At 72.5% G+C, this 22,383-nt stretch carries 19 protein-coding genes; 10 read left to right on the top strand and 9 right to left on the bottom strand.

The window, feature by feature from the left end; genetic code table 11:
- Positions 1 to 63 precede the first annotated feature (63 nt).
- A complete protein-coding gene (locus ACIRSU_RS29045; RefSeq protein ID WP_403798147.1) occupies positions 64 to 1,071 on the bottom strand; it encodes an ADP-ribosylglycohydrolase family protein in 1,008 nt (335 codons plus the stop codon).
- Between the two features lie 253 nt (positions 1,072 to 1,324).
- Here ACIRSU_RS29045 and ACIRSU_RS29040 point away from each other — a divergent pair, with 253 nt between their 5' ends.
- From ACIRSU_RS29040 to ACIRSU_RS29030, 3 genes are all read left to right on the top strand, one after another.
- The gene (locus tag ACIRSU_RS29040; RefSeq protein ID WP_403798144.1) at positions 1,325 to 2,053 is read left to right on the top strand and encodes a VIT1/CCC1 transporter family protein; all 729 of its coding nucleotides are present in this window, start codon (positions 1,325 to 1,327) and stop codon (positions 2,051 to 2,053) included.
- Between the two features lie 498 nt (positions 2,054 to 2,551).
- The gene (gene gltB / locus ACIRSU_RS29035) at positions 2,552 to 7,126 is read left to right on the top strand and encodes a glutamate synthase large subunit (protein ID WP_403798142.1); all 4,575 of its coding nucleotides are present in this window, start codon (positions 2,552 to 2,554) and stop codon (positions 7,124 to 7,126) included.
- The gene (locus tag ACIRSU_RS29030; RefSeq protein WP_403798139.1) at positions 7,119 to 8,579 is read left to right on the top strand and encodes a glutamate synthase subunit beta; all 1,461 of its coding nucleotides are present in this window, start codon (positions 7,119 to 7,121) and stop codon (positions 8,577 to 8,579) included. Before gltB ends, ACIRSU_RS29030 begins: the two co-directional genes overlap by 8 nt.
- A 9-nt stretch (positions 8,580 to 8,588) precedes the next feature.
- Here the strand turns inward: ACIRSU_RS29030 and ACIRSU_RS29025 are convergent, their stop codons facing one another.
- The 3 genes from ACIRSU_RS29025 to ACIRSU_RS29015 are packed head-to-tail and all read right to left on the bottom strand — an operon-like array spanning position 8,589 to position 11,418.
- Positions 8,589 to 9,560, bottom strand: coding sequence for an alpha/beta hydrolase (locus ACIRSU_RS29025; RefSeq protein ID WP_403798136.1), 972 nt, complete (start codon positions 9,558 to 9,560; stop codon positions 8,589 to 8,591).
- A complete protein-coding gene (locus ACIRSU_RS29020) occupies positions 9,557 to 10,294 on the bottom strand; it encodes a glucose 1-dehydrogenase (protein WP_403798133.1) in 738 nt (245 codons plus the stop codon). Before ACIRSU_RS29020 ends, ACIRSU_RS29025 begins: the two co-directional genes overlap by 4 nt.
- Complete coding sequence (locus ACIRSU_RS29015; RefSeq protein ID WP_403798130.1) at positions 10,291 to 11,418, bottom strand: LLM class flavin-dependent oxidoreductase; 1,128 nt, start codon at positions 11,416 to 11,418, stop codon at positions 10,291 to 10,293. The genes ACIRSU_RS29020 and ACIRSU_RS29015 overlap by 4 nt, the downstream gene beginning before the upstream one ends.
- Positions 11,419 to 11,529: 111 nt before the next feature.
- Between ACIRSU_RS29015 and ACIRSU_RS29010 the strand changes: the two genes are divergently transcribed.
- The 3 genes from ACIRSU_RS29010 (at position 11,530) to ACIRSU_RS29000 (ending at position 13,313) form a co-directional block, all read left to right on the top strand.
- The gene (locus tag ACIRSU_RS29010) at positions 11,530 to 12,153 is read left to right on the top strand and encodes a PadR family transcriptional regulator (protein ID WP_403798127.1); all 624 of its coding nucleotides are present in this window, start codon (positions 11,530 to 11,532) and stop codon (positions 12,151 to 12,153) included.
- 188 nt (positions 12,154 to 12,341) lie between these two features.
- A complete protein-coding gene (locus tag ACIRSU_RS29005; RefSeq protein WP_403798124.1) occupies positions 12,342 to 12,734 on the top strand; it encodes a VOC family protein in 393 nt (130 codons plus the stop codon).
- Positions 12,735 to 12,785: 51 nt separating this feature from the next.
- A complete protein-coding gene (locus ACIRSU_RS29000) occupies positions 12,786 to 13,313 on the top strand; it encodes a pyridoxamine 5'-phosphate oxidase family protein (protein WP_403798121.1) in 528 nt (175 codons plus the stop codon).
- On the opposite strand, the gene ACIRSU_RS28995 is transcribed toward ACIRSU_RS29000, so the two are convergent.
- Genes ACIRSU_RS28995 through ACIRSU_RS28985 form a run of 3 tightly spaced genes read right to left on the bottom strand, consistent with a single transcriptional unit; the run spans position 13,310 to position 16,298 of the window.
- Entirely contained in the window at positions 13,310 to 14,293 is a 984-nt protein-coding gene (locus tag ACIRSU_RS28995; protein ID WP_403798118.1) for an acyl-CoA dehydrogenase family protein, read from the bottom strand. The genes ACIRSU_RS29000 and ACIRSU_RS28995 overlap by 4 nt on opposite strands.
- Entirely contained in the window at positions 14,293 to 15,447 is a 1,155-nt protein-coding gene (locus ACIRSU_RS28990; protein ID WP_403798116.1) for an acyl-CoA dehydrogenase family protein, read from the bottom strand. The genes ACIRSU_RS28995 and ACIRSU_RS28990 overlap by 1 nt, the downstream gene beginning before the upstream one ends.
- A complete protein-coding gene (locus tag ACIRSU_RS28985) occupies positions 15,447 to 16,298 on the bottom strand; it encodes an enoyl-CoA hydratase (RefSeq protein WP_403798114.1) in 852 nt (283 codons plus the stop codon). Before ACIRSU_RS28985 ends, ACIRSU_RS28990 begins: the two co-directional genes overlap by 1 nt.
- A 58-nt stretch (positions 16,299 to 16,356) precedes the next feature.
- Here ACIRSU_RS28985 and ACIRSU_RS28980 point away from each other — a divergent pair, with 58 nt between their 5' ends.
- From ACIRSU_RS28980 to ACIRSU_RS28965, 4 genes are all read left to right on the top strand, one after another.
- Positions 16,357 to 17,514, top strand: coding sequence for an acyl-CoA dehydrogenase family protein (locus ACIRSU_RS28980; RefSeq protein WP_403798111.1), 1,158 nt, complete (start codon positions 16,357 to 16,359; stop codon positions 17,512 to 17,514).
- The gene (locus ACIRSU_RS28975) at positions 17,511 to 18,305 is read left to right on the top strand and encodes an SDR family oxidoreductase (protein WP_403798108.1); all 795 of its coding nucleotides are present in this window, start codon (positions 17,511 to 17,513) and stop codon (positions 18,303 to 18,305) included. Before ACIRSU_RS28980 ends, ACIRSU_RS28975 begins: the two co-directional genes overlap by 4 nt.
- A 108-nt stretch (positions 18,306 to 18,413) precedes the next feature.
- Positions 18,414 to 19,001, top strand: coding sequence for a TetR/AcrR family transcriptional regulator (locus tag ACIRSU_RS28970; protein WP_403798596.1), 588 nt, complete (start codon positions 18,414 to 18,416; stop codon positions 18,999 to 19,001).
- A gap of 28 nt (positions 19,002 to 19,029) precedes the next feature.
- Positions 19,030 to 20,187 carry an acetyl-CoA C-acetyltransferase gene (locus tag ACIRSU_RS28965; RefSeq protein WP_403798105.1) on the top strand — a complete coding sequence of 386 codons (1,158 nt, stop codon included), beginning with the start codon at positions 19,030 to 19,032 and terminating at the stop codon, positions 20,185 to 20,187.
- A gap of 223 nt (positions 20,188 to 20,410) precedes the next feature.
- Here ACIRSU_RS28965 and ACIRSU_RS28960 read toward each other — a convergent pair whose 3' ends face one another.
- Both ACIRSU_RS28960 and ACIRSU_RS28955 read right to left on the bottom strand, forming a co-directional pair.
- Complete coding sequence (locus ACIRSU_RS28960) at positions 20,411 to 21,310, bottom strand: tyrosine-protein phosphatase (protein ID WP_403798103.1); 900 nt, start codon at positions 21,308 to 21,310, stop codon at positions 20,411 to 20,413.
- Positions 21,311 to 21,321: 11 nt separating this feature from the next.
- Positions 21,322 to 22,368 (bottom strand): NAD(P)H-dependent flavin oxidoreductase, encoded by a 1,047-nt coding sequence (locus tag ACIRSU_RS28955; protein WP_403798593.1) that lies wholly within the window; start codon positions 22,366 to 22,368, stop codon positions 21,322 to 21,324.
- Between the last annotated feature and the right edge of the window lie 15 nt (positions 22,369 to 22,383).

The following is a 22,383-nucleotide window of genomic DNA, read 5'->3' as shown; positions in this document are numbered from 1 at the left end:
CTGCGGGCGCCTCGGCACCGTGCTCGGCGGCGTACGCATCCGTCACCGTCGTCAGGTCCGCGCTCATCGGTCCTCCTCCTCCGGGGTCAGCAGGTCCGCGATGTCGAGGACGTGGTAGCCCCGCATCGACGGCAGGCAGCTCCCCCGCACCGGACCGATCGCCGCCCCCCACTCCTCCGGGATCGCCGCCGTCCCGCCCAGCGCGCCCGCGAGCGCGCCCGCCACCGCCGCCGTCGTGTCGGCGTCGCGGCCCATGTTGACGGCGGTGAGGACGGCGGTGCGGAAGTCGCCGCGGGCGGCGGCGAAGGCGCCGAAGGCCAGGGCGACGGCCTCGGGGGCGAGGTCGGTCCAGGGGTAGCCGCCGATGACGACGGCGGAGCGGACGGCGCGTTCGCGTTCGAGGGGGTCGGGGATGACGCGCCGGGCGGCGACGACCGCGCGGCGCATGGAGCGGGCGGTCCAGGAGTCCATGGGGACGACGGAGAGGGCGGCGGCGATGACGGAGGTGACGGACGCGCCGCCCATCGCCGCCGCCACGCCCGCGGCGACGGCCTGGCCTCCGTAGATGCCCTCGCCGTCGTGGCTGACGGTGCCGTCGACGGCGACGAGCCGGGCCGCCTCGGCGGGGCGGCCGGCGGCGAAGACGCCGAAGGGGGCGGCGCGCATGGCGAGGCCGTCGCTCCAGGCGTGCCGGTGCTGGGCGGAGATGGGCGCGGCGAGGCCCCGGCGGAGGTTCTCCAGGGTGCCGCGTTCGGAGAAGCCGGCGCCGCGGAAGGGGCCCTCGTCGAGGTCGGCGATCCAGTGGTGCCAGGCCTGTTCGACATGGGCGACGGTGAGGGCGGAGCCGTGCCGGGCGAGCAGCAGGCCGGAGAAGATGGCGTACTCGGTGTCGTCGGTGCCGGCCGGACTGTCCGTCACGAAGCCCTCGATCCGGCCCCAGCGGGCCCGGATCTGTGAGGGGCGCAGGTTCTCGGCGGGCGCGCCGAGCGCGTCCCCGACCGCGAGTCCGAGCAGTGCGCCCCGCGCCCGATCGCGCAGATCACGCAGGTCGCACAGCGTCGTTCCGGCCATCCTCTGTCCCCTTTCGCGCTGCTCCCATCTGTGCCACGCGGCCCGCCCGACCCGGCCACAGAAACGTTTCTGTCACCCGGGTGACGCCACGTCGGAGACGAGGTAAGGCAGCACTCAGACAGGCTTGCCTCACTAAGACGAGCCTTACTAAGTACGGCCTACCTTGCTGGCGCGCCCCTTACATCGGGCGTATTTTCGATGGGGTCAGGAGGGGGCGGGCACGCCGAACCCGCAGGAAAGACAGGGGAGAAGCATGTCCATCATCGAAGCCGTCGCACCGCTCCACGAGGCCCACCGCGACAACCACACCCACCGTGACGTCAACGGCGGCTGGCTGCGCCCCGCGGTCTTCGGCGCGATGGACGGACTCGTCTCCAACCTGGCGCTCATGACCGGTGTGGCCGGCGGCGCCGTCTCCTCGCAGACCGTCGTCATCACCGGCCTCGCCGGACTCGCGGCCGGCGCCTTCTCGATGGCCGCCGGCGAGTACACCTCGGTCGCCTCGCAGCGCGAGCTCGTCCAGGCCGAACTCGACGTCGAGCGGCGCCAGTTGCGCAAGCACCCGGTCGACGAGATGGAGGAGCTGGCCGCGCTCTACGTCTCCCGCGGCGTCGAGCCCGCGCTCGCCCGCGAGGTCGCCATGCAGCTGTCCCGCGACCCGGAGCAGGCACTGGAGATCCATGCCCGCGAGGAGCTGGGCATCGACCCCGACGACCTGCCGTCGCCGACGGTCGCCGCGGTGTCCTCGTTCGCCTCCTTCGCGCTCGGCGCGCTGCTTCCCGTACTGCCGTACCTGCTCGGTGCCACCGCCCTGTGGCCGGCGCTGCTGCTCGCGCTCTTCGGGCTCTTCGCCTGCGGCGCGCTCGTGGCCCGGGTGACCGCGCGCAGCTGGTGGTTCAGCGGGCTTCGCCAGCTCGTCCTCGGCGGCGCCGCGGCGGCCGTCACGTACGGGCTCGGCATGCTCTTCGGCGCGGCGTTGTAGCGCCGTACGACCGAGTAGCGCCGCACGACCGACAGGTACGCACGCGGAAGGGCCTCCGGACATCCCGGGGGCCCTTCCGCGTGCGTACAGGTCGCCGGCGGTCTCCCTCGCTGTGACGTATCTCCCTGAGCGGATTCCGCGATCGAGTGGGACACTATGCGGGCCGCCACATATCTAGCCGATTACCCGGCGGTTTCGAACGCCCGGCCACCGGGCATGAGGCTCAAGCGCCGCGGGCAATGAGGCCCGCCCCTGCGACGGGTCGCTCCGTCCCCGCGAGAACGCCGTAGTTCCCGCGCCCCCACAGCTGAACCAGGGCTGCACCACGCTGCACAAGCCGCAGCACACCACCACCGCCCGTATCGGCGGTGTCCGCATGCTGGAATGCGCTATCCACTTCGCGAGAAGCCAGCCATCATGTAACCTGCACGAAATTTCGCGGAGGGCCAACGTCGTCCCTCGGCTGCTGCATATGCCACGACGACGACGGGAGAGCCGATGCGTTCCGACGCCTGGTCGCCCATGGACGGTCGCCCCGCACCGCAGGGGATGTACGACCCCCGTAACGAACACGACGCCTGTGGTGTCGGGTTCGTGGCCACCCTCACCGGTGTTGCCAGCCACGAGCTGGTCGAGCAGGCGCTGACGGTACTGCGCAATCTCGAACACCGCGGCGCCACCGGCTCCGAGCCCGACTCCGGTGACGGCGCCGGCATCCTGCTCCAGGTCCCGGACGCCTTCCTCCGCGAGGTCGCCGGATTCGAGCTTCCCGCCGCCGGCTCGTACGCGGTCGGCATCGCTTTCCTCCCCGCAGACGGCTCCGCACAGGCTGTCTCGCAGATCGAGACGATCGCGTCCGAGGAAGGCCTGAACGTTCTCGGCTGGCGCGAGGTCCCCGTCGCCCCCGAGCTGCTCGGCGCCTCAGCCCGCGCCACCATGCCGGTCTTCCGCCAGCTCTTCGTCGCGGACAGCACGAGCAGCGGCATCGCGCTCGACCGCAAGGCGTTCGTCCTGCGCAAGCGCGCCGAGCGCGAGGCCGGGACGTACTTCCCGTCGCTCTCCGCCCGCACCATCGTCTACAAGGGCATGCTGACCACCGGCCAGCTGGAGCCCTTCTTCCCGGACCTGTCGGACCGCCGCTGCGCCACCGCCGTGGCCCTGGTCCACTCCCGGTTCTCCACGAACACCTTCCCGAGCTGGCCGCTCGCCCACCCGTACCGCTTCGTCGCCCACAACGGCGAGATCAACACGGTCAAGGGCAACCGCAACTGGATGACGGCCCGCGAGGCACAGCTCGCCGGCGACGTCTTCGGCACCTCCGCCGACGGCCGGGGCATCGAGCGGATCTTCCCGGTCTGCACCCCCGACGCCTCCGACTCCGCCTCCTTCGACGAGGTCCTGGAGCTGCTCCACCTCGGCGGCCGCTCGCTGCCGCACAGCGTGCTGATGATGATCCCCGAGGCGTGGGAGAACCACACCTCCATGGACCCGGCCCGCAAGGCCTTCTACCAGTACCACTCCACCCTGATGGAGCCCTGGGACGGCCCGGCCTGCGTCACCTTCACCGACGGCGTCCAGGTCGGCGCGGTCCTCGACCGCAACGGTCTGCGCCCCGGCCGCTACTGGGTCACCGACGAGGGCCTCGTCGTGCTCTCCTCCGAGGTCGGCGTCCTCGACATCGACCCCGCCAAGGTCGTCCGCAAGGGCCGGCTGCAGCCCGGCAAGATGTTCCTCGTCGACACCGCCGAGCACCGCATCGTCGAGGACGACGAGATCAAGGCCGCCCTCGCCGCCGAGCACCCGTACGCGGAGTGGCTCGAGACCGGCGAGATCGAGCTCTCCGACCTCCCCGAGCGCGAGCACATCGTGCACACCCACGCCTCGGTCACCCGCCGCCAGCAGACCTTCGGCTACACCGAGGAAGAGCTCCGCGTCATCCTTGCCCCGATGGCCCGCACCGGCGCCGAGCCGATCGGCTCCATGGGCACGGACTCGCCGATCGCCGCCCTGTCCGCGCGGCCCCGGCTGCTCTTCGACTACTTCACCCAGCTCTTCGCGCAGGTCACCAACCCGCCGCTGGACGCCATCCGCGAGGAGCTCGTCACCTCGCTGCTGTCCTCGCTCGGTCCCGGCAGCAACCTGCTCGACCCGACCGCGGCCTCCTGTCGCAGCGTCACGCTGCCCTTCCCGGTGATCGACAACGACGAGCTGGCCAAGCTCATCCACATCAACGCCGACGGCGACATGCCCGGCATGAAGGCCGTGACCCTCTCCGGCCTCTACCGGGTCTCCGGCGGCGGTGACACGCTCGCCGCCCGCATCGAGGAGATCTGCGCCGAGGCCGACGCGGCGATCGAGGCCGGCGCCCGCCTGATCGTCCTGTCCGACCGGCACTCCGACGCCGAGCACGCGCCGATCCCGTCGCTGCTGCTCACCGCGGCCGTCCACCACCACCTCATCCGCACCAAGCAGCGCACCATGGTGGGCCTGCTGGTCGAGGCCGGTGACGTCCGCGAGGTCCACCACGTGGCCCTGCTCATCGGCTACGGCGCCGCCGCCGTCAACCCGTACCTGGCCATGGAGTCGGTCGAGGACCTGCTCCGCGCCGGTACCTTCCTGTCGGACATCGAGCCCGAGCAGGCCATCCGGAACCTGATCTACGCCCTCGGCAAGGGTGTCCTCAAGGTCATGTCCAAGATGGGCATCTCCACCGTCGCCTCCTACCGCGGCGCCCAGGTCTTCGAGGCCGTCGGCCTCGACACCGCCTTCGTCGAGAAGTACTTCAACGGCACCGCCACCAAGATCGGCGGCGCCGGCCTCGACGTCATCGCCAAGGAGGTGGCCGCCCGGCACGCCAAGGCGTACCCGGCCACCGGCATCGCCTCGGCGCACCGCGCCCTGGACATCGGCGGCGAGTACCAGTGGCGCCGCGAGGGCGAGCCGCACCTCTTCGACCCGGAGACGGTCTTCCGCCTGCAGCACGCCACGCGCTCCAAGCGGTACGACATCTTCAAGAAGTACACGGAGCGGGTGAACGAGCAGTCCGAGCGCCTGATGACGCTCCGCGGTCTGTTCGGCTTCGCCGCCGAGGGCCGGACGCCGATCCCGGTCGACGAGGTCGAGCCGGTCTCCGAGATCGTCAAGCGCTTCTCCACCGGCGCCATGTCGTACGGCTCCATCTCCCGCGAGGCCCACGAGACCCTCGCCATCGCCATGAACCAGCTGGGCGGCAAGTCCAACACCGGTGAGGGCGGCGAGGACCCGGACCGCCTCTACGACCCGGCGCGCCGCTCCGCGATCAAGCAGGTCGCCTCCGGCCGCTTCGGCGTCACCTCCGAGTACCTGGTCAACGCGGACGACATCCAGATCAAGATGGCCCAGGGCGCCAAGCCCGGCGAGGGCGGCCAGCTGCCCGGCCACAAGGTCTACCCGTGGGTCGCCAAGACCCGGCACTCGACGCCCGGCGTCGGCCTGATCTCCCCGCCGCCGCACCACGACATCTACTCCATCGAGGACCTGGCCCAGCTGATCCACGACCTCAAGAACGCCAACCCGGCGGCACGTATCCACGTGAAGCTGGTGTCGGAGGTCGGTGTCGGCACGGTCGCCGCGGGTGTCTCCAAGGCCCACGCGGACGTCGTGCTCATCTCGGGCCACGACGGCGGTACGGGCGCCTCGCCGCTCACCTCGCTGAAGCACGCGGGCGGCCCCTGGGAGCTCGGCCTCGCCGAGACCCAGCAGACGCTGCTGCTCAACGGCCTGCGCGACCGGATCGTCGTGCAGACCGACGGCCAGCTCAAGACCGGCCGTGACGTCGTCATCGCCGCGCTGCTCGGCGCCGAGGAGTTCGGCTTCGCCACCGCGCCGCTCGTCGTCTCCGGCTGCGTCATGATGCGCGTCTGCCACCTGGACACCTGCCCGGTCGGCATCGCCACCCAGAACCCGGTGCTGCGCGACCGCTTCTCCGGCAAGGCCGAGTACGTCGTCAACTTCTTCGAGTTCATCGCTCAGGAGGTGCGCGAGCTCCTCGCCGAGCTGGGCTTCCGCTCCATCGAGGAGGCCGTCGGCCACGCCGAGCTGCTCGACACCAGCCGCGCCGTCTCCCACTGGAAGGCGCAGGGCCTGGACCTGGAGCCGCTGTTCCACGTGCCCGAGCTGCCCGCCGGCGCGGTCCGCCACGCCCTGGTCGAGCAGGACCACGGCCTGGAGAAGGCCCTCGACAACGAGCTGATCGAGCTCGCCGCCGAGGCGCTGAACGCCGAGTCCGCCGAGGCCGCCCAGCCGGTCCGCGCCCAGGTCCCGATCCGGAACATCAACCGGACCGTCGGCACCATGCTCGGCCACCACGTGACGAAGAAGTTCGGTGGCGCGGGCCTGCCCGCCGACACCATCGACATCACCTTCACGGGCTCCGCCGGCCAGTCCTTCGGCGCCTTCCTGCCGGCCGGTGTCACCCTGCGCCTGGAGGGCGACGCCAACGACTACGTCGGCAAGGGCCTCTCCGGCGGCCGCGTGATCGTCCGCCCGGACCGGGGCGCCGACCACCTGGCCGAGTACTCCACCATCGCGGGCAACACCATCGGTTACGGAGCCACCGGCGGCGAGCTCTTCCTGCGCGGCCGCACCGGCGAGCGCTTCTGCGTCCGCAACTCAGGCGCCCTGGTCGTCTCGGAGGGCGTGGGCGACCACGGCTGCGAGTACATGACCGGCGGCACGGCGGTCGTCCTCGGCGAGACCGGCCGCAACTTCGCGGCCGGCATGTCCGGCGGCGTCGCCTACGTGATCGACCTGGACCGGAACAACGTCAACTCCGGCAACCTGGGTGCGATCGAGGCGCTCTCGGACTCCGACAAGACGTGGCTGCACGACGTCGTGCGCCGCCACCACGAGGAGACCGGCTCCACGGTCGCCGAGAAGCTGCTCGGCGACTGGGACGCGGCCGCGGCCCGCTTCAGCAAGATCATCCCCACCACGTACAAGGCAGTGCTCGCCGCCAAGGACGCCGCTGAGCTCGCCGGTCTCTCCGAGGCCGAGACCACCGAGAAGATGATGGAGGCCGCGACCCATGGCTGACCCCAAGGGCTTCCTGACCACCGGGCGCGAGGTCGCCAAGACCCGGCCGGTGAGCGAGCGCGTCAAGGACTGGAACGAGGTCTACGTCCCCGGCTCCCTGCTGCCGATCATCAGCAAGCAGGCCGGCCGCTGCATGGACTGCGGCATCCCGTTCTGCCACAACGGCTGTCCGCTGGGCAACCTCATCCCCGAGTGGAACGACTACGCCTACCGCGAGGACTGGTCGGCGGCGTCGGAGCGGCTGCACGCGACCAACAACTTCCCGGAGTTCACCGGCCGCCTGTGCCCGGCTCCGTGCGAGGCGGCCTGCGTGCTCGGCATCAACCAGCCGGCCGTCACCATCAAGAACGTCGAGGTCTCGATCATCGACAAGGCGTGGGACGGCGGTGACGTCCGGCCGCAGGTGCCCGAGCGCCTCTCCGGCAAGACCGTCGCCGTCATCGGCTCGGGCCCGGCGGGTCTCGCCGCCGCCCAGCAGCTGACCCGGGCCGGTCACACCGTGGTCGTGTACGAGCGGGCCGACCGCATCGGCGGTCTGCTGCGCTACGGCATCCCCGAGTTCAAGATGGAGAAGCGGCACATCAACCGCCGCATCGAGCAGATGCGCGCGGAGGGTACGAAGTTCCGCACCGGCGTCGAGGTCGGCCGCGACATCACCGCCACCGACCTGCGCAAGCGCTTCGACGCGGTCGTCGTCGCCGCCGGCGCCACCACGGCCCGCGACCTGCCCGTGCCGGGCCGCGAGCTGAAGGGCATCCACCAGGCGATGGAGTACCTGCCGCTCGCCAACAAGGTGCAGGAGGGCGACTTCGTCACCCCGCCGATCACCGCCGAGGGCAAGCACGTCGTCGTCATCGGCGGCGGCGACACCGGCGCGGACTGCGTCGGCACGGCGCACCGGCAGGGCGCGGCCTCGGTCACCCAGCTGGAGATCATGCCGAGGCCGGGCGAGGAGCGGAACGCGGGCCAGCCGTGGCCGACCTTCCCCATGCTCTACAAGGTCACCTCGGCCCACGAGGAGGGCGGCGAGCGGGTCTACTCCGTCTCCACCACCCACTTCGAGGGCGACGAGGACGGCAACGTGCAGTTCCTGCACCTCGTCGAGGTCGAGTTCGTCGACGGCAAGCTGACCCAGAAGCCGGGCACCGAGCGGAAGATCCCCGCCCAGCTGGTCACGCTCGCGATGGGCTTCACCGGCACGGACGTGGAGAACGGCCTGGTCGCTCAATTTGGTCTAGACCTCGATGAGCGGGGTAACATCGCGCGTGACGCGGACTTCGCCACCAACGTCGATGGCGTCTTCGTCGCCGGTGACGCCGGCCGTGGCCAGTCGCTGATCGTCTGGGCCATCGCCGAGGGCCGCTCGGCCGCCCGCGGCGTCGACCGCCACCTCACGGGCGCCAGCTCCCTGCCGGCCCCGATCCGCCCGACGGACCGTTCCCTGACGGTCTGATCCACCGGATCACCCCTCATCCGTCCCGTACAACGACGTGCGGAACTGAGCGCGGCGCTTGCCCCACTGTCCCCGACCTGGACGACTGGGCAGGCGTCGCGGCGCGTTTCGGGCGAGGGACGCCAGCCAGGCGGACGCCGCGTGCAAGGCCCCGTCCGCTTCCGGGAGGAGGCCGAGGCCGCCCAGGAAGCCGTGGAACACGCCCGTGTGGAGCTGGACGTGGGCCGGGACGCCGGATGTGGAGAGGCGGCGGGCGTAGGCGAGGCCCTCGTCGCGCAGGGGGTCGCAGTCGGCGAGGACGATCAGAGTCGGCGGCAGGCCGGAGACGTCGTCCACCAGTCCGGGCGAGGCCGCCACCGGGTCGGTGTCCGGGGCCAGGTACTGCTGCCAGTACCAGCGCATGTGGGCCGTGGTGTGGAAGAAGCCCTCCGCGTACGTGTCGGCCGACTCGCCGGCCAGGCGGTGGTCCAGGACCGGGTAGATCAGGAGCTGGCCCGCGAGCGCCGGGCCGCCGTGGTCGCGGGCGCGCAGGGCGCAGGCCGCGGCGAGGTTGCCGCCGCTGGAGTCGCCGGCCAGGACGAGCGGATGCCCGGGGTGGCGGGCCGCCGCCCACTCCAGGGCCGTGTACACGTCGTCCTCGGCGGCCGGGAAGCGGTGCTCGGGGGCCCGGCGGTAGTCGACCGAGACGACCGTCGCGCCGGTACGGGCGGCCAGCGCCCGGCACAGCCGGTCGTGGGTGTCGAGGTCGCACAGCACCCAGCCGCCGCCGTGCGCGAAGACGACGACCGGGCCGGCCTCGCCCTCGTACACCCGGACGGGGACATCCTTCGCGTACGTGTCGGTGGCACCCGGCGGGATCTCCGCCAGATGTGCCCGCGCCGCGGCCCGCAGCGCCGCCGCGCCCGCCCCGGGGCGCGGGAAGCCCGCCGACATCGCGTCGCACAGGGCGCGGGCCGCGGGAGTGAGCGGATCCGTGGTCATGCGGTGAGTCCTCCGTCCACCGTGAACTCCGCGCCCGTCACGTACGAGGCCGCGTCCGACAGCAGGAAGGCGACGAGTTCCCCGACCTCCCGCGGCCGGCCCATCCGGCCCAGCGGCACGTGCGACCAGTCCTTGTCCGCGACCGCCGCCGTCATGGGCGTGTCGACGGCGCCCGGGTGGACCGTGTTGACGCGGATGCCGTACGGCGCGAGGTCCCGGGCGGCCGAGCGGCTCAGCCCGCGCAGCCCGAACTTGCCGGCCCCGTACGCCGCGTGGCCCGGGACGCCGACCAGGCCGGCCGTCGACGAGACGTTCACGACCGAGCCCCCGCCCGCCTCGCGCAGCGCCGGCAGCACCGTCTGCATGCCGAGGAACGGCCCCAGCAGATTGACCCGCAGCAGGAGTTCGAAGTTCTCGTAGGTCTCCGACTCCACGGGCGCGGTCCGCCACAGGGCCGCGTTGTTGACCAGGCCGTCGAGGCGTCCGTACGAGGCGAGGGCCGTGTCCACGACCGCCGCCCAGCCGTCCGGCGACGTGACGTCGTGCCGTACGAACACGGCCTGGTCCGCGCCGAGTCCGGCCGCGACCGCCCGGCCCTCCTCCTCCCGTACGTCGGTGAGGACGACCCGCGCCCCGGCCGCCGCCAGGAGCCGCGCCTCCGCGGCGCCCTGGCCCCGGGCCGCGCCGGTGACGACGACGACCCTGCCGTCGAGCGCACCAGGACCGGCGCTCACGCGGCGGCCTCAAGGGCGCGGAAGTGCGGGATGACCTTCTCGCCCCACTGCCGGATGGTCTCCAGGCACACCTCCTGCGGCACCGTGCCCATCTGGATCAGGCACATCACCTCGTCGACGCCGATCTCCCGCAGCCGCTCCACGTACGCGATGGCCGTGTCGGCGTCCCCGTAGGCGTGGTCGGCGTTGTACGTGCCGGTGTCGACCGGGCGGGCCGGGATGTTCGCCTCGTGCAGCCGGGCCACCAGCTCCTCCCGCTCCCGGGCGAGCGCGGCGACGTGGTCCTCGTCCTCGGCGTAGCCGGTGGGCGCGGGCGCGTTGCCGTACCAGTGCGCGATGGACTCGGCGAAGAAGCGCTGGCCACGGGTGCCGAGCCGGAGCGCGCGGGCCGCGTCGTCCAGGACGATCGTCGGGCAGAGCGCCGAGAAGTGGTCGTTGACCTCCGTCGAGACGAGCCGGGAGCCGTCGCGTACGGCGATGGCCTCGTCGTACACCTTGCGCATCGCGCGCACGTCGTCGGCGCCGGCGAAGCCCATCACGAGCGCGCCGATGCCGAGTTCGGCGGCCAGCTTGAGCGTGTCGTGCTTGGAGCAGGCCATGAAGAGCGGCGGGTGCGGGTCCTGCACGGGCCGGGGCAGGATCGCGCCGGGGCCGATGTCGATCGAGCCGTGCCACTCGAACTCCGGCTCGCGCCAGGCGGCGGAGAAGATCCGCAGCGCCTCCTCCGTCTGCGGATACGTGTCGTCGGGGCGCACCCCGAACATGCGCATCTCCTGCTTGGTCGCCCCGCGTCCGGCGCCGATGTCGACGCGGCCGCCGGACAGCACGTCGAGCATGGCGGCCCGCTCGGCGACCCGGACCGGGTGCTGGTAGCCGAAGGGCATGGTGACCACGCCGTGGCCGATGCGGATGGTCTTCGTGCGGGCGGCGACCCAGGTCAGGAAGATCTCGGACGCGCTCATGTGGGCGTACTGGGTGAGGGAGTGGTGCTCGACCGCCCAGATCCGGTCGAAGCCCATCTCCTCGGCGAGGACGGCCTGTTCGACGCAGTCGTGGATGACCCGGCGTTCGCGGGCGGGGGTGGGGTCGACGAGTTGGGCCTCGAAGATCATCGAGAACTTCATGCTGAGCTCTCCTTCGCTCCGGGTTCTTCGAAACACGGGCAGCTATTTCGAATAGGAATACTTCTAGCAGGCATAGGTGGGGCCCGGAAGGGGGGTCGTAGACTTCGGTCCGTGGCGGACGACAAGGACGGCAAGACCCAGGAGCCGGTGGAGCTGCCCGGGCTGCCCGCGACCAGTTGGGCGGTGCTCGGGCTGCTCTCCTTCGGGCGGGAGCTGTCCGGCTACGACCTGAAGAAGTGGTCGGACCGGTCGCTGCGCTTCTTCTACTGGAGCCCGTCGTTCAGCCAGATCTACAGCGAGCTCAAGCGCCTGGAGAAGGCCGGCTTCGCCACCTCGCGACTCGTCGCCCCCGAGGTCGGCACGCGGGACAAGCGGGTCTACCGCATCACCGACGAGGGCCTGGCCGCCGTGCGCACCTGGGCCCGCACCGCGCCGCTCGACCCGCCGGTGCTCAAGCACGGGCCGATGCTGCGGCTCTGGCTCGGTCATCTCCTCGAACCCGAGCAGATGCGCGAGATCCTGGCCGGGCACCGGGAGTTCGCCGAGACCATGCGGCAGCGCGCCGAGGCGGACGTCGAGGGCGCCAGGGCGGACGAGGCGTGGGCGTACCCGACGCTGACCCTGAAGTGGGCCGAGCGGTACTACGCCTCCGAGCGCGACCTCGCCGGCGCCATGCTCGCCGACATCGAGGAGCTGGAGTCGGAGCGGGAGCGGCGGCGCGGCAAGCGCCCGTAACCGCGCCGGAAGCATCACCTGGGAACACCTGGCCCACGACCACCTCAAACGCGCCCACGCCACCGCCGCCTGCTCGGCGCCCCGCCGCGTACCGGGGCCGGATCGCCGCCGGGCTCGGTCTGGGCCGGCGTCCGGCCGTCTGAGAAAACGAATAGTCAGGAGTGTTCGGGGCGGGCGATATTGACCGCATGAGCTCTCTTGTGCGACACATGACCATCGACTGCTCCGACGCGTACACCCTGGCCACGTTCTGGGCCGGGGTCCTCGACTCCAAGGTCTCCGACGAAGACAACCCCGGCGACCCGGAAGCCCTGGTCGAGTCGGCGGGCGCGGGCCTGCTCTTCGTCCGGGTCCCCGAGAAGAAGTCGGTGAAGAACCGGGTCCACCTCGACCTCCAGCCGCAGGACCGCACCCGGGACGAGGAGGTCGAGCGGGTGATCGCCCTCGGCGCGAGCGTCGTCGACGACCAGCGCCGGCCGGACGGCACCGGCTGGGTCGTCATGGCGGACCCCGAGGGGAACGAGTTCTGCATCGAGCGCGGCAAGGCCGAGCGCGCGGCGACCGAGCGCGCCCAGGCGTAGTCCGGAGTAATCCAGACAGAAGGTGTCGGCTTTCCGGTGTTCCCTGGAGTCATGGGAGACACCGGAACGACCACCCCGACCGCCCGCTGGTCCGACTTCGAGGCCGCCGAGCCGGCCCTCGCCGCCACCGTCCGCGAGCGCTTCGGCCAGTACACGCACCACGCCCTCGCCACCCTCCGCAAGGACGGCTCGCCGCGGCTGAGCGGGATCGAGGCGGACTTCCGGGACGGTGAGCTGTGGCTCGGCATGATGCCGAACTCGCTCAAGGCCCGGGACGTCCGCCGCGACCCCCGCTTCTCATTGCTCGCCAACCCGGGCGAGGGCACGGGCATGGGCGGCGGCGATGTCCGGGTCTCCGGGCGCGCGGCCGAGGTCACGGACCCGGCGACCGTGGACTGGTACGCGAGGGTGGCGGGCGCGCCGCAGCCCTTCCACCTCTTCCGGGCCGAGCTGACGGAGGTCGTGCGGACCGCGGTCGAGGGCGAGGAGATCGTCTTCCGGACGTGGGCGCCGGGGCGGGCGGTGCGCACGATCCGGCGGGGGAACGACGACTCCCCGCCCCGGGAGGATGCCGCCTAGCGTTCCGCGAGCACCCGGGCCCGGCACCAGGACGGGCCGCCCCAGGCGTCCCGCAGGGGCCGGGCTCTGCGCAGCCACAGGGAGAGGTCGAGCTCCTCGGTGTAGCCGATGGCGCCGTGGACCTGGAGGGCGGTGCCGGCGGCCGCGTGGGCGGCCTCGCCGGCCGTCACCTTCGCCGCCGCGAGATCACCGCTCCCGAAGGTGAGCGCCGCTCCGAAGAGCAGGGGCCGGGCGAACTCCAGGCCGATCAGGGTGTCCGCGAGCCGGTGCTTGACCGCCTGGAACGAGCCGATCGGCACCCCGAACTGGGTGCGCTGCCTCGCGTACGCCACCGTCCGGTCGAGCAGCGCGAGACCGAGCCCGAGGGCCTGCGCCGCCGTCGCGAGCAGCGCCCAGTCCCGGGCCCGCCCGGCGGCCAGGGCGACCTCCGGCCCGACCGCGAGCAGCTCCCCGCCGGGCGCGGGCCGGGCGAGCCGCCGTACCGGATCGGCCGAGACGCGGACCTCCTCGTGCCCGGGCGCGATCCGCAGCTCCTCGCCCCGGACGACGAGGACGAGATCCGCGGCGTCCGCGTCCAGGGCGTACGGCGACACGTCGTCCAGGGCCAGCGTCGCCACCGTCCCGCCCGTCACGAGCCCCGGCAGCAGCCGCTTCGCCGGCCCCGGCTCGCCCCGCTCGGCGAGCTCCGCGAGCAGCGCCGTCGCCGCGACGGTCTCCACCACCGGCCCCGGGACGGCATGGCGGCCCAACTCCACGAAGGCGTGGGCGAGTTCGACGGGAAGCGGCCCCATTCCCTCGTACGCCTCGGGCGCGGCGAGCGCGAACACGCCCGCCTCGCCGAGCCGGGCCCACACGGCGCGGCCGGGCCCGGGATCGCCCGCGGCCCAGGCGCGTATCGCCGTCGGGGTGTCGGCGGCGGTCAGCATCGCGTCGAGCGAGCGTGCGAAGTCGCGCTGTTCGTCGGTCGGCAGGAAACGCATCAGCGGCGGCCCTTCGGGAGGCCGAGCAGGCGCTCGGCGATGATGTCGCGCTGGATCTCGTTGGTGCCCGCGTAGATCGGCCCCGCGAGCGAGAAGACATGGCCCTCGGCCCAGTCGCCGTCCGACAGCTCGCCCTCGACGCCCAGCAGATCGAGCGCCGTCTCGTGCAGGGCGATGTCGTACGTCGACCAGAACACCTTGTTGAGGCTCGACTCGGCGCCGACGGGCGCCCCGGCCGCGAAGCGCGAGGCCCCGGCCGCGGTGAACAGCTGATAGGCCCGCGCGCCGATCACCGCGTCCGCGACCCGGTCGCGCAGCGCGGTGTCGCCGGGGTCCGCCCGGTCCTGCCAGAGCCGTACGAGACGGTCGGCGGCGGCCAGGAAGCGGCCGGGGGAGCGGAGGGTGAGCCCGCGCTCGTTGCCGGTGGTGGACATGGCGATCCGCCAGCCCTGGCCGGGCTCGCCGATGACGTCCTCGTCCGGCACGAACACCTCGTCCAGGAACAGCTCGGCGAAGGCCGGCTTGCCGTCGAGCCGCCCGATCGGGCGCACGGTCACGCCCGGCGCCCGCAGGTCGAACATCAGATACGTCAGGCCCCGGTGCGGCCGGCCCTCGGCCGCCGGGCCCGGGTCGGTGCGGAAGATCCCGAACGCCCGGTCCGCGAACGCCGCCCGCGACGACCAGGTCTTCTGCCCGGACAGCAGCCAGCCGCCCGCCGTCCGCACCGCCCGCGAGGTGAGCGAGGCCAGGTCGGACCCGGCCTCCGGCTCCGACCACGCCTGCGCCCAGATCGTCTCGCCGGTCGCCATGGACGGCAGGATCCTGGCCCGCTGCTCCTCGGTGGCGTGGTCGAAGAGGGTGGGGGCGAGGAGGTTGATGCCGTTCTGCGAGACCCGGCCGGGCGCCCCGGCCGCGTAGTACTCCTCCTCGAAGGCCAGCCAGCGGAAGATGTCGGCGCCCCGGCCGCCGTACCGCTCGGGCCAGGAGACCACCGACCAGCCGCCTGCGGCGAGTTCGGCCTCCCAGGCGCGGTGGGCGGCGAAGCCCTCCGCCGTCTCCAGGGACGGCAGCGGCTCGGCGGGCACATGCGCGCGCAGCCAGGCCCGGGCCTCGGCCCGGAACTCCTCTTCCCCGGCGCTGTACGAGAGGTCCATCAGCGCGCCGCCTCCTTCGCCGCTTCCTTCATCCCCGCGACGTCCATCCCGCCGAGGGAGTCCGCCGCCGTCTCCGCGTTGTGCGCGTGGGCCAGGTGGTGCAGGCCGAAGACCGAGTCGAGGCCGGAGTGCAGGCCCTGGAGGTCCTCGGCCTGGTTCACCGCACGCTTGGTCAGCGCGAGCCCGAACTGCGGCATCTCCGCGACGCGCAGCGCCAACTTCTCCGTGGTGGCGTCCAGTTCGTGGCGCGGCACGACCCGGTTGACCATGCCGAGCTCGTACGCCCGCCCGGCCGGCATCCGGTCGCCCGTGTAGAGGAACTCCTTGGCGATCCGCGGCGGCATCACCCACGGGTGCGCGAAGTACTCGACGCCCGGTATCCCCATCCGTACCACCGGGTCCGCGAAGAAGGCGTCCTCGCTCGCCACGATCAGGTCGCAGACCCAGGCGAGCATCAGGCCGCCCGCCACACAGGCCCCCTGGACCGAGGCGATCACCGGCTTCGGCAGCTCGCGCCAGCGCCGGCACATGCCCAGGTACACCTCCGACTCGCGGGCGAAGCGCGACTCGCCGCCCCGCCGCTCCGAGTGGTCCCACCACAGCCCCGCGCGCCGCTCGAAGGGCAGGTGCGCGTCGCGCTCGGGGGTGCCGATGTCATGCCCGGCGGAGAAGTGGTCGCCCGCCCCGGCGAGCACCACGACCTTCACCCCGGGGTCCTCGGCGGCCCGGTAGAAGGCGGCGTCGAGGGCGTAGGTCATGGCCGAGTTCTGGGCGTTGCGATAGCGGGGGCGGTTCATCGTCACGTACGCGACCGGGCCGCGCCGCTCGTACAGGACAGGGGTGCCAGCCAATGCCTCATCCTTCCCTAACAAGTGTTTGGTAGGTTACCGTGCGGCCATGAGTAGCGCCATGAGTAGCGCCGTGAGCAGCGTCGAGGAGTTCCGCACCGAGATACGCGACTGGCTCAGCGACCGGCTGAGCGGAGAGTTCGCCGCGTTGAAGGGCCTCGGCGGCCCCGGCCGGGAGCACGAGGCCTTCGCCGAACGGCTCGCCTGGGAACGGCACATGGCCGCCCACGGCTGGACCTGCGTCGGCTGGCCGAAGGAGTACGGCGGACGCGGCGCGAGCATCGAGGAGCAGATCGCCTTCCACGAGGAGTACGCCCTCGCCGACGCCCCCGCCCGGGTCAACCACATCGGCGAACAGCTCCTCGGCCCCACCCTCATCGACCACGGCACCGAGGAGCAGAAGGCCCGTTTCCTGCCCGCCATCCGGGCCGTCGAGGAGCTGTGGTGCCAGGGCTACAGCGAACCCGACGCCGGCTCCGACCTCGCCGCCGTCCGCACCCGGGCCGTCCGCGACGGCGACGAGTGGGTCGTGCACGGCCAGAAGATCTGGACCTCGCTCGCCCACGAGTCCCAGTGGTGCTTCGTCCTCGCCCGGACCGAGTCCCGCGCCCCCGGCGCACGACCGCACGCCGGGCTCTCCTACCTCCTCGTCCCGCTCGACCAACCAGGCGTGGAGATCCGGCCCATCGTGCAGCTCACCGGCACCAGCGAGTTCAACGAGGTCTTCTTCGACGGCGCCCGCACCCCTGCCGGGCACGTGGTCGGCGCCCCCGGCGACGGCTGGCGGATCGCCATGGCCACCCTCGGCTACGAGCGCGGCGTCTCCACCCTCGGCCAGCAGGTCGGCTTCCGCCGCGAGTTCGAGGCGCTCGTCGACCTCGCCCGCGCCAACGGCGCCGCCGCCGACCCGCTGATCCGCGACCGGCTCGTCCGCGCCTGGACCGGCCTGCGCACCATGCGCGCCAACGCCCTGTACGGCGCCGACCCCTCCATGGCCAAGCTCTACTGGTCCCACTGGCACCGCGACCTCGGCGAACTCGCCATGGACGTCCGCGGCGCCGCCGGCACCCTCGCCGCCGGAGCACCGTACGAACTCGACGACTGGCAGCGCCTGTTCCTCTTCTCCCGCGCCGACACCATCTACGCCGGGTCGAGCGAGATCCAGCGGAACATCATCGCCGAGCGGGTGCTCGGCCTCCCGAAGGAGCCCCGCGCATGAGCCCCCGTACCCCGCCGCCGCCCTACGTCGCAGGCCACGGCCTGCTCACCGGGCGCACCGCCCTCGTCACCGCCGCCGCCGGCGCCGGCATCGGCGGCGCCACCGCCCGCCGCCTCCTGGAGGAGGGCGCCCGCGTGCTGATCAGCGACGCCCACGCCCGCCGCCTCAAGGAGACCGAGACCGCGCTCGCCGCCGAGTTCGGCGCCGCCAAGGTCGCCGCCCTGCCCTGCGACGTCACCGACGAGAGCCAGGTCCAGGCCCTGTACGACACGGCCGTACGGCTCCACGGCGGCCTCGACGTCCTCGTCCACAACGCCGGCCTCGGCGGCACCGCCGAGCTCGCCGACATGACCGACGAACAGTGGCACCGGGTCGTCGACGTCACCCTGAACGGCACCTTCCGCTGCACCCGTGCCGCGCTCCGCCACTTCCGCGACACCGGGCGCAAGGGCGTCATCGTCAACAACGCGTCCGTCATCGGCTGGCGCGCCCAGGCCGGCCAGGCCCACTACGCCGCCGCCAAGGCCGGCGTCATGGCCCTCACCCGCTGCGCCGCGGTCGAGGCCGCCGCCCTCGGCGTCCGCGTCAACGCCGTCGCGCCCTCCCTCGCCATGCACCCGCACCTGGTCAAGGTCACCTCCGCCGAGCTGCTCGACGAGCTGACCGCGCGCGAGGCGTTCGGGCGATACGCCGAGCCGTGGGAGGTCGCCAATGTCATCGTCTTCCTGGCCAGCGACTACTCCTCCTACATGACCGGCGAGACGGTCTCCGTCAGCAGCCGGCACCCGTAGGACAACAATGGACGCGTGCCGACGACCAAGCCTTCCGCCAAGAACCCGACGAACCCGAAGAGCCCGAAGAACCCGCCGGGCCGGACGGGCCAGAAGAAGAAGCCCCAGGTGACCGCCTCGCCCGAGCGGCGCCGCGAGCTGCTCGACATCGCCGCCGAGGTGTTCGCCGCCCAGGGCTACAACGCCACCACCGTCCGCAAGATCGCCGACGAGGCGGGCATGCTCGCCGGCAGCCTCTACTACCACTTCGATTCCAAGGAATCGATGCTCGACGAGATCCTCTCGACCTTCCTGAACGAGCTCTGGGACGGGTACGACACCGTGCTCGCCGCCGGACTCGGCCCCCGGGAGACCATCGAGGCCCTCGTCACCGAGTCCTTCCGGGAGATCGACCGGCACCGCGCCGCCGTCGCCATCTACCAGAAGGAGTCCCGCCACCTCGCCGACCAGCCGCGCTTCCACTACCTCGCCGAGTCGCAGGTGAAGTTCGAGAAGGCGTGGCTCGGCACCCTGGAGCGCGGGGTCGGGACCGGCGCCTTCCGCGCAGACCTCGACATCCGGCTCACCTACCGCTTCGTGCGCGACACCGTCTGGGTCGCCGCGAGCTGGTACCGCCCGGGCGGCCGGCACAGCCCGGAGGAGATCGCCCGCCAGTACCTGTCGATGGTGCTCGACGGGATCGCCGTACGCACGTAACCCGTTTCGATCCGCAGGAGGAACAGTCATGGCCGAGGCATACATCGTCGACGCGGTCCGCACCCCGGTGGGCCGCCGCAAGGGCGGGCTCGGCGCCGTCCATCCGGCGGACCTCGGCGCCCACGTCCTGAAGGCCCTCGTCGCGCGCACCGGCATCGACCCCGCCGCCGTCGAGGACGTGGTCTTCGGCTGCCTCGACACCGTCGGACCGCAGGCCGGCGACATCGCCCGCACCTGCTGGCTCGCCGCCGGGCTGCCCGAGGAGGTCCCCGGCGTCACCGTCGACCGCCAGTGCGGCTCCTCCCAGCAGGCCGTCCACTTCGCCGCCCAGGGCGTCCTCTCCGGCACCCAGGACCTGGTGGTCGCGGGCGGCACCCAGAACATGACGATGATCCCGATCGCCTTCGCCTCCCGGCAGGCCGCCGAGCCGCTCGGCCTCACCCAGGGCCCGTACGCCGGTTCCGAGGGCTGGCGCGCCCGCTACGGCGAAGCGCCGGTCAACCAGTTCCACGGCGCCGAGCTGATCGCCGCCAAGTGGGGCATCACCCGGCGCGACCAGGAGGAGTTCGCCTTGCGCTCGCACCAGCGGGCGCTGCGCGCCATCGACGAGGGCCGCTTCGCCCGCGAGACCGTGGCCTACGGGGACGTGAGGGTCGACGAGGGCCCGCGCCGCGACACCAGCCTGGAGAAGATGGCGGGCCTCCAGCCGGTCGTCGAGGGCGGCACGATCACCGCCGCCTGCTCCTCCCAGGTCTCGGACGGCGCGGCCGCGATGCTGATCGCGAGCGAGCGCGCGGTGCGCGAGCACGGGCTCACGCCCCGGGCCCGCATCCACCACCTGTCGGTACGCGGCGAGGACCCGATCCGGATGCTGTCCGCCCCCATACCGGCGACCGCGCACGCCCTGAAGAAGACCGGCATGACCATCGACGACATCGACCTCGTCGAGATCAACGAGGCCTTCGCCCCGGTCGTCCTCGCCTGGCTCAAGGAGACCGGCGCCGACCCGGAGTGCGTCAACGTCAACGGCGGCGCCATCGCCCTCGGCCACCCGCTGGGCGCGACCGGCGTGAAGCTGATGACGACACTGCTGCACGAACTGGAGCGCACGGGCGGCCGGTACGGCCTGCAGACGATGTGCGAGGGCGGCGGGCAGGCGAACGTGACGATCATCGAGAGGCTGTGACCACGACGTCGCAGCACCCCCACCGTCCGGCCGGAGGCCGGCGCAGGCTCCCGAAGCCCGGGAGGCCCCCTGGGGCCGAGCGGTGCGAGGGGGCCAGAGGGCAGGGGGGTCGATGTGCGAGGGCGGCGGGCAGGCGAACGTGACGATCATCGAGAGGCTGTGACCAAAGGCGGTGGCCCGCACCCCGGGTGGGGGTGCGGGCCATTCGCGTGTACGGGGACCGTCAGGCCACCAGCCGGTCCCGCAGCCCCGTCAGCGTCCGCACGTCCAGGCCGAGGCCCTCCGTCACGTACCGGAACAGGCCGCCGTAGCCGGCGCGGACCTCGGCGAGGGCCGCGTCCAGGTACTCCTGGCGGACCTCCTGGAGCGGGACGATCAGGTCCGGGTTCTGCATCATGCCGCTCTGCCTGAGGCCCTCGCGCACCCGGGCGTCGTAGGCGGCGCGGAAGGTGTTGGAGGCCAGGTAGTCGTCCGTGGCGGCGCTCTCGGGCACGCCGAGCAGCTGGAGCAGCAGCCAGCTCTCCCAGCCGGTGCGGTCCTTGCCCGAGGTGCAGTGGTAGAGGATGGGGGCGGCGCCGGGCGCGGCCAGTTCGCGCAGGGTCGTGCCGAGGCGCTCACGGTTGGCGGCGCTGGTGACGAAGGTGCGGTAGACGTCGGTCATGAAGGCCGCGGCCCGGCCGCCGCCGAGCATCTCCTCCTGCCGCACCGGGTCGCGCGAACCGATGGCGGTGAGCAGCTGCCCGTACAGACCGTTGTCCGTGACGGACCGGGAGACCCCGCTGACCCCGGCCGGCAGCCGGTCGGCCCCGTCGTACTGCACTTCCAGCGGGATCCGGAAGTCGATCACCCGGCCGAGACCGAGGCCGGCGAGGGTGCCCACGTCGGCGTCGGTCAGCTTGCCGAGGTGGTCGCCGCGGTAGACGAGCCCGTACCGGACCCGCTTGCCGTCGTACGTGCCGTATCCGCCCAGGTCACGGACGTTGACCGCGCCCTGGAGCGGGACCTGGCGGATCCCGGTCGTGGTCGTGCGGACCCGTGGCCGGGCCAGGACGGGCGGGGCGGCGACCGCGAGGAGTGCGGTGGCGCCGGCGGTGCTCAGCAGTGCGCGTCTCGACAGAGACATGGCTGACTCCCTTATGAGGATGGAAGGGTACGGAGCACGTGCGCGGCCTCGGACATGACGCGGCTGACGAGTTCCGCGCAGCTGGGCAGGTCCTCGATCACCCCCGCGACCTGTCCGGAGGCCATGACGCCGAGGTCGGTGCGGCCCTCGACCATGGAGGCCTTCAGGAGCATGGGAGTGTTCGCGGCGAGCAGGACCTGGCTCCAGGACAGGTCCTTGCCGTGGCGCATCGCGAGGCCGTCGCGGACCATCGCCGTCCAGGACATCCCGCTGAGCTTGCGGAAGCCCGCGGCCCGGCGTACGGCCTGCGCGAAGGCCCTCGCCCGGCCCGCCTTCTCGAGCGCGGCGACCATCTCGGTGCGCAGCATCCGGTGCGGCAGGCCGTCGACGGCGGTGGTGACGGTGATGTCCTTGACGGTCGCCGCCAGGTACCTCGCCTTGACCGCGTCGGGCACGGTCGAGTCGGAGGTGAGGAGGAAACGGGTGCCCATCGCCACGCCGGCCGCGCCGTAGGCGAGCGCGGCGACCAGGCCGCGCCCGTCGTGGAAGCCGCCGGCCGCGATCACCGGGATGTCGACGGCGTCCACGACCTGCGGCAGGAGTACGGTCGTCGCCACCTCGCCGGTGTGCCCGCCGCCCTCGCCGCCCTGCACGACCACCGCGTCCGCGCCCCACGCGGCGACCTTCTCGGCGTGCCGGCGCGCCCCGATGGACGGGATGACGACGACACCGGCGTCCTTGAGCTCGGCGATCAGCTCGCGGGAGGGCGCGAGGGCGAACGAGGCGACCCGGACGCCCTCGTCGACGATGATCCGGACCCGTTCGCGGGCGTCGCCCGCGTCGGCGCGCAGGTTGACCCCGAAGGGCCGGTCGGTGCGGGACTTCACCTCCCGTACCGCCGAGCGCAGTTCGTCCACGGTCATGGTCGCGGAGGCGAGGATGCCGAGCGCGCCGGCGTTCGCGGTGGCGGAGACGAGCCGGGGCCCGGCGACCCAGCCCATGCCGGTCTGGACGAGGGGGTGGCGGACGCCGACGAGCTTGGTGAGCGCGGTCTCCATGACGGGGGCGTCCGT

The sequence above is a fragment of the Streptomyces sp. NPDC101160 genome, from assembly GCF_044768205.1.
In the GTDB taxonomy this organism is placed as follows: domain Bacteria; phylum Actinomycetota; class Actinomycetes; order Streptomycetales; family Streptomycetaceae; genus Streptomyces.
Note: the sequence above shows the minus strand (reverse complement) of the source record. Positions and strands in the feature narration are given on the sequence as shown.